The following is a 14,666-nucleotide window of genomic DNA, read 5'->3' as shown; positions in this document are numbered from 1 at the left end:
GACACGGGGGGCAGGACCGGCGGGCGCTGGCGGAACGCGGTCGCTGGCAGTGTTCCATCGCGCCGGTAAAGGAGGCGTGTACGATATCGACATTTTTCATCGAATACACACCTGTTGTGGCGATCCTGCGACAGCGGGGATGGGGCGTTTCCTTCCCACTTCGCATGTGCGATAAGACCGGAGCGGCTGAAAGCGGGGAGCACGCATGATTGGGGTCCACGACATGGTGGCGCTGCGGCACGGCGCCATGGAGTGCCTTCTCGCCCCCGGCTGCGGCGGCTCCATCGCCGCCTGGAGGCGGAGCGGCCCCGACGGGACGATCGATCTGTTCCGGCCGGCGAGCGAAGCGGCGATGGCCGGCGACTTCGCTCCGGACATGGCCTGCTTCCCGCTGATTCCCTTTTCGAACCGGGTCGCCGGCGGCCGCTTCACCTTCCAGGGGCGCCGTGTGGAGATGCCGACCGATCCCGGTTCCCCCCACCGCATCCACGGCCATGGCTGGGCGGTTCCCTGGCGGGTCGAGGGGCAGGTGGAGGAGCGGACCGCCTCGGCGGCGCGCCTGGCCTTCCGCCATCGGGCCGATTCCTGGCCGTGGAGCTACAGCGCGGCGCAGACCGTCGCGCTGGACGACGACGGGCTGACGGTGACGCTGGAGCTGGTGAACGAGTCCGACAGCGTCATGCCGGCCGGCTTCGGCCTCCACCCCTATTTCCCGAAGCCGCCGGGCACGCGGGTGACGGCACGGCTGAACGGGATGTGGGAAAGCGACGAGACGATCCTCCCGCGCAACCGCCGCCCGCTGCCGCCCGCCTGGAATTTCCCCAAGGGCGTGGCGATGGATGGGCTGGTGCTGGACCACGGCTTCACCGGCTGGGACGGCCGGGCCGTCCTGGAATGGCCGGGGCGGGGGCTGTCGCTGACCATCGTCGCCGACGGGCCGTTCGGCCACCTGATCGTCTACGCGCCGGCCGGCGAGGATTACCTGTGCCTGGAGCCGGTCAGCCACATGACCGACGCGCTGAACCGCCCCCAGGAACCGGACGCCGGCGTGATCGCCCTGCCTCCCGGCGAACGGCTGACCGGCACCGTGCGCTTCCGCGTCGCGGCGCTGTAGACAACCGACGCTTTAGACAACCGGCGCTGTAGACAACCGTCTCGCGGCTCCTTCCGTCATGCCCGTGCCAAGCAACGGGCATGACGTGCTTCAAGGCACTACCGGCAGCGCACGAAGGTCGCGGCGAAGGTGGCCGGCGGCGCCAGCCGCAGCACCAGACGGTCCAGCCTCGGCGTTTCCGCCGCCTCCAGCCGAAGGCTTCCCACCGGGCCGTTCTCGCCAGTCACCGTCATGCCCTCGGCCGGATCCGTGTCGGCGGCCAGCCTCCCCTCGATCGGGAAGAACGGAAGACGGGGATCCACCGCCTGGACGGCCTGCTCCCGCGTGACGTCCAGATAGGAGGTCCGGCAGTCGTCGATCGGCGCCCGGCTGACCGGATCGGCCTTGGCCCAGCGCCCGACCAGCGCCAGCGCCGACACCGGACGGGTCAGGGCCGGCGGCCGCGACGGCACCGCGACCAGCCGGGGAGCGGCCGCGTCGGTGATGGTCAACGGCAGGTCGGCCACCGGCCTGCCGCGCGCCGCCCGCTCGGCGTCGAGCGCGGCCACGCGCGCCCTGCTCGCCCGCAGCAGGCAGTCCACGCGGGCCTTCGCCACCTTGGGATCGGCGAGGTCGGCGGCTGCGACCGGGCAGCCCTCGTCCCGGCGCGAGCGCCACAGGGTCTGGCCGGCCTCGATGGCGGCGCGTCCCAGATCGTCGGTCGTCGCGCCCAGAGCCTTCAGCGCGCCATCCACCGCTTCCGTCGCGGCGGCCAGGGCGGGGTCGCGGCAGATCAGTTCGGCAACCGGCGATTCGCTTGCGGCGCATCCCGTCTTGGGGGCCGCTTCCGGGGCCGCCTTCTGGACGGCCTCCTGAGCCGAAGCCTGAACGGAACCCACCATCAGCAAACCGGCGAGCAGGCCGGCCGGCAGGGAGACAACGCGCATCGCTCAAACCCCGAAATCAAGCCGCTGGAAAGGCTTCCAGCACCGCCTTGACCTGACGCTGGAAATCCTGGTCGCTGCGATAGCGCGTCAGGACCGACTTGTCACGTTCGACGAAGAACATCACCTCGTCGCGCCGGGGCATCGAGCGCGGGTTGGGCTTGTCGAGCAGCTCGCCGTTCCAGTCGACGCGCGCCATGAAATAGACGGCGCGGGCGAACAGCATGAACAGCTTGTTGTCGGGCGCCAGCTTCTCCCGCCGCAACAGCGCGTAGTAGTAGTAGTTCCGGCCATGGAAATAATTGATGTAGATGGCCTGCAACGCGGCGAAGCGCTCGTCGGGATTGGTGACCTGCTTGATGTGCTTCTCCAGGCGGAAGCCGGCGAAGAAATACTCCCGCGCCTCGTGCTCGAAGGAGAAGGGGCTGCCCTTCACCAGCGCCATCTGTTCGCCGTAGCGCTTCAGCGCGCGGGTCATCAGCAATTCCAGGAACCGCCGCTCCATCCCCAGGGCGGCGGGGATCTGGGGCAGCGTCTCGAAGACATGACGCAGGTGGTAGGGGTGGCGCACGACGATGACGGGCACCGACAGTTTCCGGCGCTTCGGCCCCGCCCGCTTCCCCGCCACCAGCGAGGCGCACGGCGACAGCGACGCCATGGTCGCGTGGATGGTGTCGTGCAGCTTCCAGCGCAGCCGCGTCTCCGACGACTGGCTGCCCAGGCTGAAGCGGGCGAGGAAGCGCTTGAACCGGCTGCCGGCGGTTTCCCTGGGCAGCTTGTGGGTCGGCAGGTCGGCGACCACCAGCGGGTTGCCGAGGATGTCGGCGGGCGGCGGCAGCGGCTTGAAGTTGAAGTATTTCCCCGTGACCACGCCGCGCCCGGCGCCGCCCATCCCGCTGCCCGCCATCCCGCTGCCCATGGAGGAAGACGCCAGTGACACCATCGCCCCCGCCCCGTCGCGAAACCCCGGACCCAGTGTGAACCGATATAACGGGGAACGCGAACGAATGAAAGCCGAGGCCCACCGGCCGGGCAAGATCGTGACTTTCTCGCAACTGCGGTAGAGTCGGTGCGCGGGCACCCTGTCGGGCGGATTTCATCGGTGTTACCGTTTCCGACGAAGCGCCGGACCAACCGGCGGGCGAAGATATTCGAACAGGAAAGAGGCGGGGTATACATGGCGATCCACGTCGCGCTGAATCACAAGACCATCTACCGTTACGACCGGCTGGTGTCCCTCGGTCCGCAGATCGTCCGCCTCCGCCCGGCCCCGCATTGCCGGACGCCGATCCTCAGCTACTCCCTGCGCGTCACGCCCAAGCATCATTTCCTGAACTGGCAGCAGGATCCGCAGTCCAACTACCAGGCCCGCTTCGTCTTCCCGGAGAAGACCCGCGAATTCATCGTCGAGGTCGATCTCGTCGCCGAGATCGCGTCGATCAACCCCTTCGACTTCTTCCTGGAGGAGAAGGCGCAGAGCTTCCCCTTCGCCTACGAGGACTGGCTGGAGAAGGAGCTTCGCCCCTATCTGGAGACGGAGACGGTCGAGCCGGCGCTGGCCGCCTATCTGGCGACGGTCCCCCGCGAGCCGACCCCGACCATCAACTTCCTGATCGACATCAACCAGCGGCTCCAGAAGGACATCGGCTACGTCATCCGGCTGGAGCCGGGCATCCAGACCTGCGAGGAGACGCTGAGCAAGCGCACCGGGTCGTGCCGCGATTCGGCGTGGCTGCTGGTGCAGATCCTGCGGAACATGGGCTTGGCGGCGCGCTTCGTGTCCGGCTACCTGATCCAGCTCACCGCCGACCAGAAGGCGCTGGACGGCCCGTCCGGCACCGAGACCGACTTCACCGACCTGCACGCCTGGACCGAGGTCTTCCTGCCCGGCGCCGGCTGGGTCGGGCTCGACCCGACCTCGGGCCTGCTGGCCGGCGAGGGCCACATCCCGCTGGCCTGCACCCCCGACGCCTCGTCCGCCGCCCCCATCTCCGGCCTCGTCGACGAGGCGGAGGTCGAGTTCGACCACGCGATGTCGGTCACCCGCATCTACGAGGCGCCGCGCGTCACCAAGCCCTACACGCCCCAGCAATGGTCGGCCATCGAGGCGCTCGGCCACCGGGTGGACGAGGATCTGAAGACCGGCGACGTCCGCCTGACCATGGGCGGCGAGCCGACCTTCGTGTCGATCGACGACATGGAGGGGGCGGAGTGGAACACCGCCGCCGTCGGTCCCAACAAGCGCCGGCTCGCCGCCGACCTGATCCACCGCATGATGGCGCGCTTCGCCCCCGGCGGGCTGCTGCATTTCGGCCAGGGCAAATGGTACCCCGGCGAATCGCTGCCGCGCTGGGCGATGACCGTCTACTGGCGCCGCGACGGCGAGGCGATGTGGGCCAACACCGACCTGCTGGCGAAGGAGAACGTCGATTACGGCCACACCGCGCAGGACGCCGGCGTCTTCCTGGTGACGCTGGCGAAGCGGCTGGGCGTCGATCCGGCGGTGGTGCTCGCCGCCTATGAGGATTCCTGGCACTACCTGAACAAGGAGGCCAAGCTCCCGATCAACGTCGATCCGCTGAACAGCAAGCTGGACGACAAGGAGGAGCGCGAGCGCCTCGCCCGCGTCTTCACCAAGGGGCTGAACGAGCCGGTCGGCTTCGCCATGCCGATCAACCGGCGCATGACCCAGAAGGGCCCGGTCTGGCTCTCGAGCACATGGCCGCTGCGCCAGGAGAAGCTGGTGCTGATCCCCGGCGACAGCCCGGTCGGCTACCGCCTGCCGCTCGGCTCGCTGCCCTGGGTGTCGAAGAGCGACTACCCCTACGCCTGGGAGACCGACCCGTTCGAGGAGCGGCAACCCCTGCCGCCGCACCCGCTCCAGCGCAGCGTCGACGCCCGACGCGCGGCCCGCGATTCCGACCGCGGCGTCCATGGCGAGGCGCGCGAGGCCCAGCGCCAGCGCGTGATGGCCGAGGTCCGCGCCGAGGTTCCGGAAGAGGGCAAGTCGGCCTGGTGGATCGTCCGCACCGCGCTGACCTGCGAGGCGCGCAACGGCCGCCTCCACCTGTTCATGCCGCCGATGAGCACGCTGGAGGATTATCTGGCGATGCTGGCAGAGATCGAGGCGACCGCCGTCGAACTCGACATGCCGGTGGTGATCGAGGGCTACCAGCCGCCCAAGGACCCGCGCCTGAACTCGCTGGCCGTCACCCCCGACCCCGGCGTGATCGAGGTCAACATCCACCCGGCCCACAGCTGGGACGAGCTGGTGCGCAACACGCTGGACCTCTACGAGGACGCCCGCCAGTCGCGGCTGTGCGCCGAGAAGTTCATGATCGACGGACGCCACACCGGCACCGGCGGCGGCAACCATGTGGTGATGGGCGGGGCCACGGCGGCCGACAGCCCGTTCCTGCGACGGCCCGACCTGCTGCGCAGCCTGATCACCTACTGGCAGAACCACCCGGCGCTGTCCTATGTCTTCTCCGGCATGTTCATCGGGCCGACCAGCCAGGCGCCGCGCGTCGACGAGGCGCGCGACGACCAGCTCTATGAACTCGACATCGCCTTCACCGAGATCGACCGGCAGATCGCCAGCTTCGGCCAGTGCCCGCCCTGGATGATCGACCGCATCCTGCGCAACCTGCTGGTCGACGTGCAGGGCAACACCCACCGGGCCGAATTCTGCATCGACAAGCTCTATTCGCCGGACAGCTCCACCGGGCGGCTCGGGCTGGTCGAGTTCCGCGCCTTCGAGATGCCGCCCCACGCGGAGATGAGCCTGACCCAGCAGCTCCTGATGCGGGCGCTGGTCGCGCGCTTCTGGAAGACTCCCTACAAGGGCCGGCTGGTGCGCTGGGGCAACGAGCTGCACGACCGCTTCATGCTGCCCCATTTCGTGCAGCAGGATCTGGCCGACGTGCTCCAGGATCTGCGCGACCACGGCTACCCGCTGGAGGATGCGTGGTTCGCGCCGCACATGAACTTCCGCTTCCCGACCTACGGCCATGTCAGCCAGCGCGGCATCACCATGGAGCTGCGCATGGCGCTGGAGCCCTGGCACGTCCTGGGCGAGGAGCCGGGCGGCGGCGGCACGGTGCGCTATGTGGACAGCTCGGTCGAGCGGGTGCAGGTGCGGGTCAGCGGCCTGATCGACGCGCGCTACGCCATCACCTGCAACGGGCGCCGCGTGCCGCTGGTCCCGACCGGGACCGAGGGCGAGTTCGTCGGCGGCGTGCGGTACCGCGCGTGGCAACCGCCCTCCTGCCTGCACCCGACCATCCCGGTCCACACGCCCTTGATCTTCGACATCGTCGACAGCTGGGCGGGCCGGTCGATCGGCGGCAGCACCTATCACGTCATGCATCCGGGCGGGCGCAACTACGACACCTTCCCGGTCAACGCCAACGAGGCCGAGGGCCGGCGCCTCGCCCGCTTCTTCCCCTTCGGCCACACGCCGGGCCCGATGACGGTGCCGGGCGAGGAACGCAACCCGCAGTTCCCGATGACGCTGGACCTGCGGCGGGGGTAGCCTTTTCCCCTCCCCCGCTCAGCTCACGCGCAAGCTTCGCTTGCGCTGACGCGGCAGGCGAACCTCCGGTCCGCCTGAGAGCGGGGAGGTCCGGGGTGGGGGCGGAAGACGTCCACGAGTCGCCCCTTCCCCATCGCCTCGCCCCTGGCCGTCTTCCCGACAGCGACCGGATCGCCCACCCGATTGCCTGCATCCATATGTCCGGGAATAATTTTTCCGATAAAATCGTAATACGTATACCCGTTTCACGATTATCGAACCTACCCTCACCCGCTGAAGGCGACAAGCCATCAACCTGCTGGGGGACAACAGGGATGAAAGCCAGGATTTTCGGAACCGCCGCCGCGGCCAGCCTTCTGCTGAGCGCCTGCGCCGAGCCGCCGGCCCCGCCGCGCGAGGTGCCGGTCAAGCCGCCGACGCAGATCGACGGCGTCTGGTACCTCGACCAGAACTGGTCGCAGGACGCGCGCCAGTGGTATTACAACACGAGCCAGGGCTCGCAGATCATGCGCTATGACTGGTTCATGGCGCTGGAGGATCCGCAGACCAAGGCGCCCTTCGTCAAGAGCCTGTCCCGTTACGGCTATCCCGCCGACGCGGCCGGCAAATGGAATCCGGACGGGCTGCCGCTCGGCTTCGTCAAGGACGTCGATCCCGACAAGACGGCATGGTTCGGCATGACCTGCGCCGCCTGCCACACCGGCGACCTGACGGTCAACGGCAAGACGCTCCGCCTCGACGGCGCCGTGACCACCGGCGACCTCTATGGCCTGATCAGCGCGATCCGCGACGCGGTCCACACCACCACCACCGTGGACGGCGTGTTCGAGCCCTTCTCGACCCGCGTGCTCGGCCCCGACGCCAACCCGCAGCAGCGGCTGGCGCTCCTCGAACAGCTCAAGGCGTTCGACACGAGCTTCACCGCCTTCGTGGCGCAGAGCACGCCGGCCACCCCCTGGGGGCCGATGCGGACCGACGCCTTCGGCATGATCTTCAACCGGGTGTCGGGGATCGACCTCAAGATCCCGAAGAACAACCGGCCGCCCGACGCGCCGGTCAGCTACCCCTTCCTGTGGGACGCCCCGCATCAGCCCTGGGTGCAGTGGAACGGCCTGCTGCCCAACAACAACGCTTTCGACGCGCTGGGGCGCAACGCCGGCGAGGTGCTGGGCGTGTTCGGCGACGTGAGGCTGAAGAAGCCCACCGTCATGCATTATTACTATGATTCGACCGTGCGCGGGCGGAACTTGGTGGCGATGGAGAACCAGCTCCGCCAGCTCCGGTCCCCGGTCTGGCCGGACTCCATCGCCGGCACCGTCGACATCGTCAAGGCGGCGGCCGGCGCCGACCTCTACCAGCAGAATTGCGTGAGCTGCCACACGCTCCTGCCGCGCGGCGAGACCTACACCACCGCCCCCGTCCACATGGAGCCGCTGTTCACCTGGCCCTACCCGAACGATCCCACAAAGGTCATCGCCGCCTTCAACATGATCTGCACCCAGGGCATCGAGGCGGCGGTCACGGCGAAGATGGTGACGGTCAACTACGCCTCCGACCCGAAGATGGCGGTGGACGCGCTGTGCCGCCAGTCCGACACCGGGGCCATCGCCGGCGTCGCCATGCCGCCGGAGCTGCTGGGCGGAGCCAAGCTGAAGAATCCGGACACCGCCGTCAACCTGCTGTCCAACGCGGTGATCGGCGCGATGCTCGGCGACATCGTCAAGGATCCGGGGCTGATCGACGACCTCATCAAGAGCGGAGCCGGAGGCGGGTCCGCAACCCCGGCCTGGGCCGCCCAGTCGCAGTCGCAGTCGGCCACTATGTCCGCCGCCGCGTCCCAGCCGCCCGGCAAGCCGCTCGACACCACCCCCCTCGTCAAGCCGGGCGCGCCGATGACCGACCAGCACCGGAAGATCATCAGCGTCCTGCAAGCCTCCAGCAGGGTGAAGCCGCCGGTCCCCGCCGCCGGACCGAGCCGGGCAGCGGCGGAAAAGGCGAAGGACCCCGCCAAGGCGACACAGGAGTTCGCGGACACCATCAAGAGGCTGCTCGCCTACAAGGCGCGTCCGCTCGACGGCGTCTGGGCGACGGCCCCCTACATGCACAACGGCTCGGTGCCGAACCTGTACGAGATGCTGCTGCCGGCGGCCCAGCGGTCGGCCAGCTTCCGGATGGGCGGGGGCGCCCTCGACCCGGTCAAGGTCGGGGTTGATTCGGCGGCGCCAAGCTCGACCTTCCTGTTCGACACCAGCAAGCCGGGCAACCGGAACAGCGGGCACGAGTTCGGCGCCCATCTGACCGACACCCAGCGCTGGCAGCTGCTGGAGTATCTGAAGACCCTCTGACCGCATCGCCCGGCATCGATCGGGGGAGCGGTCCGGGGACCGCCGCCAGGGACCGCCGCCGGAGTACGCCGCAAGCCGGCGCCGGCGGCGGTCTTTCCTGAACGAACGGCCTAGCGGCATGATCCGGAAGGAATATTGCGCCATCGGAAGCCGTTCCGGCCCGCCGTTCTTGCATCGGCGGGCCGGGACGTTCACACTGTTGCTTCCTTCATAGGCAAAAAGCACCGTCCCGACCTTGTCCCAGTACGATCCCTCCGCCGCCGCACCGGCCAACGCACCCCTGATGGGAACGCAACCGGTGCCCTTCGCCCAGGGATCGCTGTTCGGCGAGGCCGACGCCATGGGCTACGGCTCCGGCCAGGTCTATGACGAGATGGTGACCGGCCAGGGCCGGCTGCGGCCGCACTGGCAGACCTTCATGAGCACGCTCGGCCCCCTCGACGCCGACCTGATGGCGGTGCGCTGGGAGGAGGCGCGGCGGCTGCTGCACCAGAACGGCGTCACCTACAACATCTACGGCGACCCCAAGGGGATGGAACGGCCCTGGCCGCTCGACATGATGCCGCTGCTGCTGCCGGCGCACGAGTGGAAGGCCATCGAATCGGGGCTGATCCAGCGCGCCTCGCTGCTCAACGCCATCCTGACCGACCTCTACGGCCCGCAGACCCTGACCCGCTACGGCCGGCTGCCCCCGGCGGTCATCCACGCCGATCCGGGATTCCGCCGCGCCGTCCACGGCATCCGCGTTCCGAACGACGTCCATCTGCATTTCTACGCCGCCGACCTCGCCCGCGCGCCGGACGGGCGCTGGTGGGTGCTGTCCGACCGCACCCAGGCGCCGAGCGGCAGCGGCTACACGCTGGAAAACCGCGCGGTGATGGCGAAGGTGCTGCCCGACAGCTTCCGCCATTGCCAGGTCGAGCGGCTCGCCCCCTTCTTCGACACGCTGAAGGAGACGCTGCTGTCGATCAGCCCACGCCGCGAACGGTCGCGCGTGGTGCTGCTGACCCCCGGCCCCTACAACGAGACCTATTTCGAGCATGTCTACATCGCCCGCTACCTCGGCATCACGCTGGTGGAGGGGGCGGACCTGACGGTGCGCGACCGGCAGGTGTTCCTGAAGACCCTGTCGGGGCTGGAGCCGGTCGACGTCATCCTGCGGCGGCTCGACGCCGACTTCGCCGATCCGCTTGAGCTGCGCGCCGACAGCTCGCTCGGCGTCGCCGGGCTGATCGAGGCGGTGCGCGCCGGCACGGTGGTGGTGGCCAACGCGCTGGGCTCCGGCCTGATGGAATCGATGGCGATCAAGTCGTCGCTGCCGACGCTGTGCCGCCATCTGCTGGGCGAGGAGCTGCGGCTGCCCGGCGTGGCAAGCTGGTGGTGCGGCAACGACGCCGAGCGCGCCTACGTCATCGACCATCTCGACGGGCTGGTCCTCAAGCCGGCCTTCCCGTCCCTGCCCTTCGAGCCGATCTTCGGCGCCACCCTGGCGGCCGGCGAGAAGGCGGCGCTGGTCGAGAAGATCCGGCAGCGCCCCTGGTATTACGTGGCGCAGGAGCAGATGGCGCTCTCCACCGCCCCGGTCTGGCAGGACGGCAAGCTCCAGCCGCGCCCGCTGGTGCTGCGCGTCTTCCTGTGCGCCACCCCCAGCGGCGGCTACACGGTGATGCCCGGCGGCCTGACCCGCGTGTCGAGCGAATCCGGCCGGCTGGTGGTGTCGATGCAACGCGGCGGCGGCAGCAAGGACACCTGGATCCTCGCCGCCCGCCGGTCGGAGGTGGCGCCCGCCCAGCCGCGTCCGGCCATCGCCACCGAACCGACGCCCGCCGTCGCCCGTCCCGCCGCCGGCGACCTGCCGAGCCGCGTCGCCGACGGGTTGTACTGGCTGGGCCGCTATGCCGAACGGTCGGAGGGAACGGTCCGGCTGCTGCGCGCCACCCAGGGCCGGCTGACCGACGGCAACATGCCGGGTGCCTCGGCGCAGCTCCGCCCGCTGCTGACGCTCCAGGCGTCGACCGGCATGATCCCCTGGGAGATGACCCGCGTCACCGAGGCGGGCGGCGGGCGCGGCCTGCGCGACGCGCTCTATTCCGCCGTGGTCGATCCCGACCACCCGAACAGCCTGCGCTCGCAGGTCCTCCGGCTGCACCGCACCGCCTATTCGGTGCGCGACCGGCTGTCGATGGACATGTGGCGCGTCATCTCCACCATCGACCGCCAGACCCAGCCGCCGCGCGTCCGCCTCGACGCCGCCGCCCTGCTGCTGCGCATGGACGACCTGATGACCAGCCTCGCCGCCGTCGCCGGGCTGGAGCAGGAGAGCATGACGCGCGGCCCCGGCTGGCGCTTCCTCGACATCGGACGGCGGATCGAGCGGGCCCTGCACACGGTCGCCGTGCTGCGCGGCATCCGCGTCGCCGACCTCGACCGCCAGGACGAGGCGGTGCAGGCGGCCTCGCTCGCCGTCCTGCTGGAGCTTGGCGAGAGCGTGATGACCTACCGCGCGCGCTACCTGACCAGCGTGCAGCGCACCCCGGTGCTGGAGTTGCTGCTGGCCGACGAGGGCAACCCGCGCGCGCTGGCCTTCCAGCTCGCGGCGCTGGAGCGGCATCTCAGCGCCCTGCCCAACCACGGCGCCGGCAGCACCGGCGACCCGACCGGCGGCGCCCTGTCGATCGTCGCCGCCGCGCGCGGCAGCCTGCGCAAGCCGGAGGCCCTGCGGTCGAGCGACGCCCTGCACACGCTGCTCGACACGCTGGCGATGTCGCTGCCGGACATATCCAACTTCCTCGCACACGCGTATTTCAGCCATGCCTTCGCCCGATCGGCCTGACCCCGCCCCCGCCCCCGCCGCCCAGGGTTCCGCCCCGGCGGCCCCCATGCGCTACCGCGTGCGCCACGAGACGGCGTACGACTATGGCGAGGATGTGCCGGTCTCGCACCATCTGCTGCATCTGACCGCCCGGCCGCACCCGCGCCAGCGGGTCCGCCGCGCCCTGCTGACGGTGGAGCCGGCTCCGGCGGTGCGCAGCGACCGGGTTGATTATTTCGGCAACACCGTCACCTACGTCGCCGTGCAGGAGCCGCACCGGACCTTCAGCGTCATCGCCGAGAGCGAGGTCGAGGTTCATGACCAGCCGCCGCTGGACATCGCCGCGACGCAATCCTGGGAGCATGTCCGCGACAGCCTGCGCGGCCTGTCCGGCCCGGATGACGGGGCGGAGATCACGCAATACTGCTTCGACAGCGCGCTGGTGAAGGCCAGCCCGGAACTGATGGACTACGCCCGCGCCTCCTTCACCCCAGGACGGCCGGTGGCGGCGGCGGCCGTCGACCTGATGCAGCGGGTCAACAGGGATTTCGCCTTCGACCCGGCGGCGACCACCGTCGCCACGCCGATGGCCGAGGTCATGCGCAAGCGGCGCGGCGTCTGCCAGGATTTCGCCCACATCATCGTCGGCTGCGTCCGCACGATGGGGCTGCCGGCCCGCTACGTGTCGGGCTATCTGCGCACCCTGCCGCCGCCGGGGCAGCCCCGTCTGGTCGGCGCCGACGTCAGCCACGCCTGGGCCTCGGTCTGGTGCGGCCCGGCCGGCTGGCTCGACGTCTGCCCGACCAACGCCTGCATCGCCAACCGCGACTTCATCACCATCGCCTGGGGGCGCGACTACGACGACGTCAGCCCGGCGCGCGGCGTGCTGATCGGCGGCGTCGGCCACGGCCTGACCGTCAGCGTCGATGTGGAGCCGCTGGAGGGCTGAGCGCCGCTCAAGCCGTCCGCGGCACGCCGAGCATGCGCCGCAGCGTCTCCAGGATCGTCTGCGGGTTGACCGGCTTGCTGAGGATCTCCAGCGGCTTCCAGCGCTCGTCCGTCAGGTCGGTGTCCTGGGTCAGGAAGCCGGTCATCACCAGCACCGGCAGCGTGACATGGCGCGCCCGCATCTCGCGGATCAGCGCGTGCCCGTCCATGCGCGGCATCCGCAGGTCGGTGATCAGCGCGTCGGCCGGATCCTCGGCGTAGCGCTCCATCGCCTCGATTCCGTCCCCGGCCAGTGTCACGCGGAAGCCCTTGATCGACAGGAAATCCTCCAGGGCCATCGCGGCCAGGGCCTCGTCCTCGGCGACCAGGATGTGGAAGGGGTCAGGCATGCGACAGCTCCCGATCCTGGGGGGCGAGCGGCTGAACCGGCAGCGTGATCGTGAAGCGCACGCCACGGCGGCCACCGTCCAGCTCCACATTGACCGCCTCGATGCGGCCATTCATCGAATCGATGATGCCATAACCGATCGACAAGCCAAGCCCCGATCCCTTTCCTACATCCTTGGTCGTAAAGAAGGGATCGAAGATGCGCGGCAATATCGCCGGGTCGATGCCGCCGCCATCGTCGGTCACCTGGATGACGGCGACGCCCAACGTCGCGTCGTCGCGCACCGCCACCTCGATGCGGCCGGCCGGCCCACCGCCTCCCTCGCCGTCCGCCGCCCGCCGCGCCAGAACGGCGTCGCGCGCGTTGGCGAGCAGGTTGAGAACCACCTGTTCGAGCTGCAAGGGACGGCCGCGCACCACCAGCTCCGACGCTCCACCCGTCCCGGATTCCGGGGGCAGCTCCTCGCGCAGGTCGATGTTCTCCAGCCCATACTGGTGGCGGACCAGATCGACGGCGCTGCGGACGCTGCCGGCCGGCGTGAAGTCGCACTGCCCGCCGCCGTCGCGCCGCCCGAAGGCACGGACATGGTCGATCAGCTTGCCCATCCGCTCGGTCTGCTCGATCACCAGCGTCATGGTCCGCTCCAGCCGGACCGGGTCGGTGGCGCCCGCGCGCAGCCGGTCGAGGGCGTTCTCGACCCACAGGCGGATGACGTTGAGCGGCTGGCTCATCTCGTGCGCCATGCCGGCCGCCAGCGTGCCGAGCGTCGCCATCTTGGTGGTCTGGACCAGCTCCTCCTGGAAGCGCTTGCGCTCGGTGATGTCGCGGCCGCTGCCGAGAATCTGGGCGACCCGCCCGTCCGCGTCGCGCACCGGCACCAGAACCGTGTGGAAGACCCGGCGGCCGGCCGGCAGATCCAGCGTCTCCTCGTAATCGACCGGGACGCCGCCGTCGCGGCACTCGGTGTAGCGGGGAAGGATGTCCCCGGCCAGGGACGGAGCCAGCGCCTCGGTGACGAGCCGGCCGCGCAGGCGCTCCGGATCGAGCCCGGTCGCCCGCGCCAGCGCCGGGTTGATCGCGTCGTAGACGAACTGCCCGTCGGGCCGCACCGAGACGATGAACAGCGCCTCGCCCAGATTGTTGAAGAAGCCGGAATAGCGCTGCTCGGCCTGCCGGCGGATCTCGATCTCGCGCTGGAGCGCCTCGTTGGCCTCGGCCATCTGGCGCGGGCTGGGCAGGGCCAGCAGGCGCGGCATCAGCAGCCACAGCGTCACCGCCGTCAGCAGCGAGACCAGCGCGGTGAAGCCCTTGATCGCCGCCTCGGTGACGTAGTCGGCGTTCCACAGGGTCCAGATGTTGAAGAAATGCGTGGTGCCGCAGGCGAGGATGAAGAGCGCAAACAGGACCGCCACCCAGCCGAAGGCGATGTCGCGGCGGCGGTGGACGAAATAGAGCAGGGCCAGCGGAATCGAGAAATAGGACAGGCCGATCAGGCTGTCGGCACCGACATGCAGCGCCAGTATGTCGGGTCTCCACAACAGGCACACACCGTGCGGCACGAACTCGCTCGCATCCCACACCGACTCCAGTGCTCCCGCCATG

Annotated in this window: 9 protein-coding genes; 5 read left to right on the top strand and 4 right to left on the bottom strand. The window is 69.7% G+C overall.

The genetic code is table 11. The annotated features are described in order from the left end of the window. The first annotated feature begins 205 nt into the window (after window positions 1-205). Window positions 206-1,114, top strand: coding sequence for an aldose 1-epimerase (locus JN22_RS25930; RefSeq protein WP_085556634.1), 909 nt, complete (start codon window positions 206-208; stop codon window positions 1,112-1,114). 98 nt (window positions 1,115-1,212) lie between these two features. On the opposite strand, the gene JN22_RS25925 is transcribed toward JN22_RS25930, so the two are convergent. Both JN22_RS25925 and JN22_RS25920 read right to left on the bottom strand, forming a co-directional pair. After that, entirely contained in the window at window positions 1,213-2,040 is an 828-nt protein-coding gene (locus JN22_RS25925; RefSeq protein WP_085556633.1) for a lysozyme inhibitor LprI family protein, read from the bottom strand. A gap of 16 nt (window positions 2,041-2,056) precedes the next feature. Next, the gene (locus JN22_RS25920) at window positions 2,057-2,980 is read right to left on the bottom strand and encodes a hypothetical protein (RefSeq protein WP_085556632.1); all 924 of its coding nucleotides are present in this window, start codon (window positions 2,978-2,980) and stop codon (window positions 2,057-2,059) included. Window positions 2,981-3,214: 234 nt separating this feature from the next. On the opposite strand from JN22_RS25920, the gene JN22_RS25915 reads away from it, so the two are divergent. The 4 genes from JN22_RS25915 to JN22_RS25900 all read left to right on the top strand — a co-directional run bounded on the left by JN22_RS25915 (window position 3,215) and on the right by JN22_RS25900 (window position 12,677). Next, complete coding sequence (locus JN22_RS25915) at window positions 3,215-6,571, top strand: transglutaminase family protein (protein WP_085556631.1); 3,357 nt, start codon at window positions 3,215-3,217, stop codon at window positions 6,569-6,571. A 314-nt stretch (window positions 6,572-6,885) separates the two neighbouring features. After that, on the top strand, window positions 6,886-8,916 hold the full coding sequence (locus tag JN22_RS25910) for a di-heme-cytochrome C peroxidase (RefSeq protein ID WP_085556630.1): 2,031 nt from the start codon (window positions 6,886-6,888) through the stop codon (window positions 8,914-8,916). A gap of 283 nt (window positions 8,917-9,199) precedes the next feature. Beyond that, complete coding sequence (locus JN22_RS25905; RefSeq protein ID WP_085556629.1) at window positions 9,200-11,749, top strand: circularly permuted type 2 ATP-grasp protein; 2,550 nt, start codon at window positions 9,200-9,202, stop codon at window positions 11,747-11,749. Between the two features lie 46 nt (window positions 11,750-11,795). Next, complete coding sequence (locus JN22_RS25900; RefSeq protein ID WP_085556628.1) at window positions 11,796-12,677, top strand: transglutaminase family protein; 882 nt, start codon at window positions 11,796-11,798, stop codon at window positions 12,675-12,677. 7 nt (window positions 12,678-12,684) lie between these two features. On the opposite strand, the gene JN22_RS25895 is transcribed toward JN22_RS25900, so the two are convergent. Together JN22_RS25895 and JN22_RS25890 are read right to left on the bottom strand one after the other, a co-directional pair. Continuing rightward, window positions 12,685-13,065: a response regulator gene (locus JN22_RS25895; RefSeq protein ID WP_085556627.1), complete on the bottom strand. Its 381-nt coding sequence runs from the start codon at window positions 13,063-13,065 to the stop codon at window positions 12,685-12,687. Further along, a complete protein-coding gene (locus JN22_RS25890; RefSeq protein ID WP_085556626.1) occupies window positions 13,058-14,665 on the bottom strand; it encodes a sensor histidine kinase in 1,608 nt (535 codons plus the stop codon). The genes JN22_RS25895 and JN22_RS25890 overlap by 8 nt, the downstream gene beginning before the upstream one ends. Between the last annotated feature and the right edge of the window lies 1 nt (window position 14,666).

This window comes from Azospirillum agricola (genome assembly GCF_020005195.1).
Lineage (GTDB): Bacteria > Pseudomonadota > Alphaproteobacteria > Azospirillales > Azospirillaceae > Azospirillum > Azospirillum agricola.
Note: the sequence above shows the minus strand (reverse complement) of the source record. Positions and strands in the feature narration are given on the sequence as shown.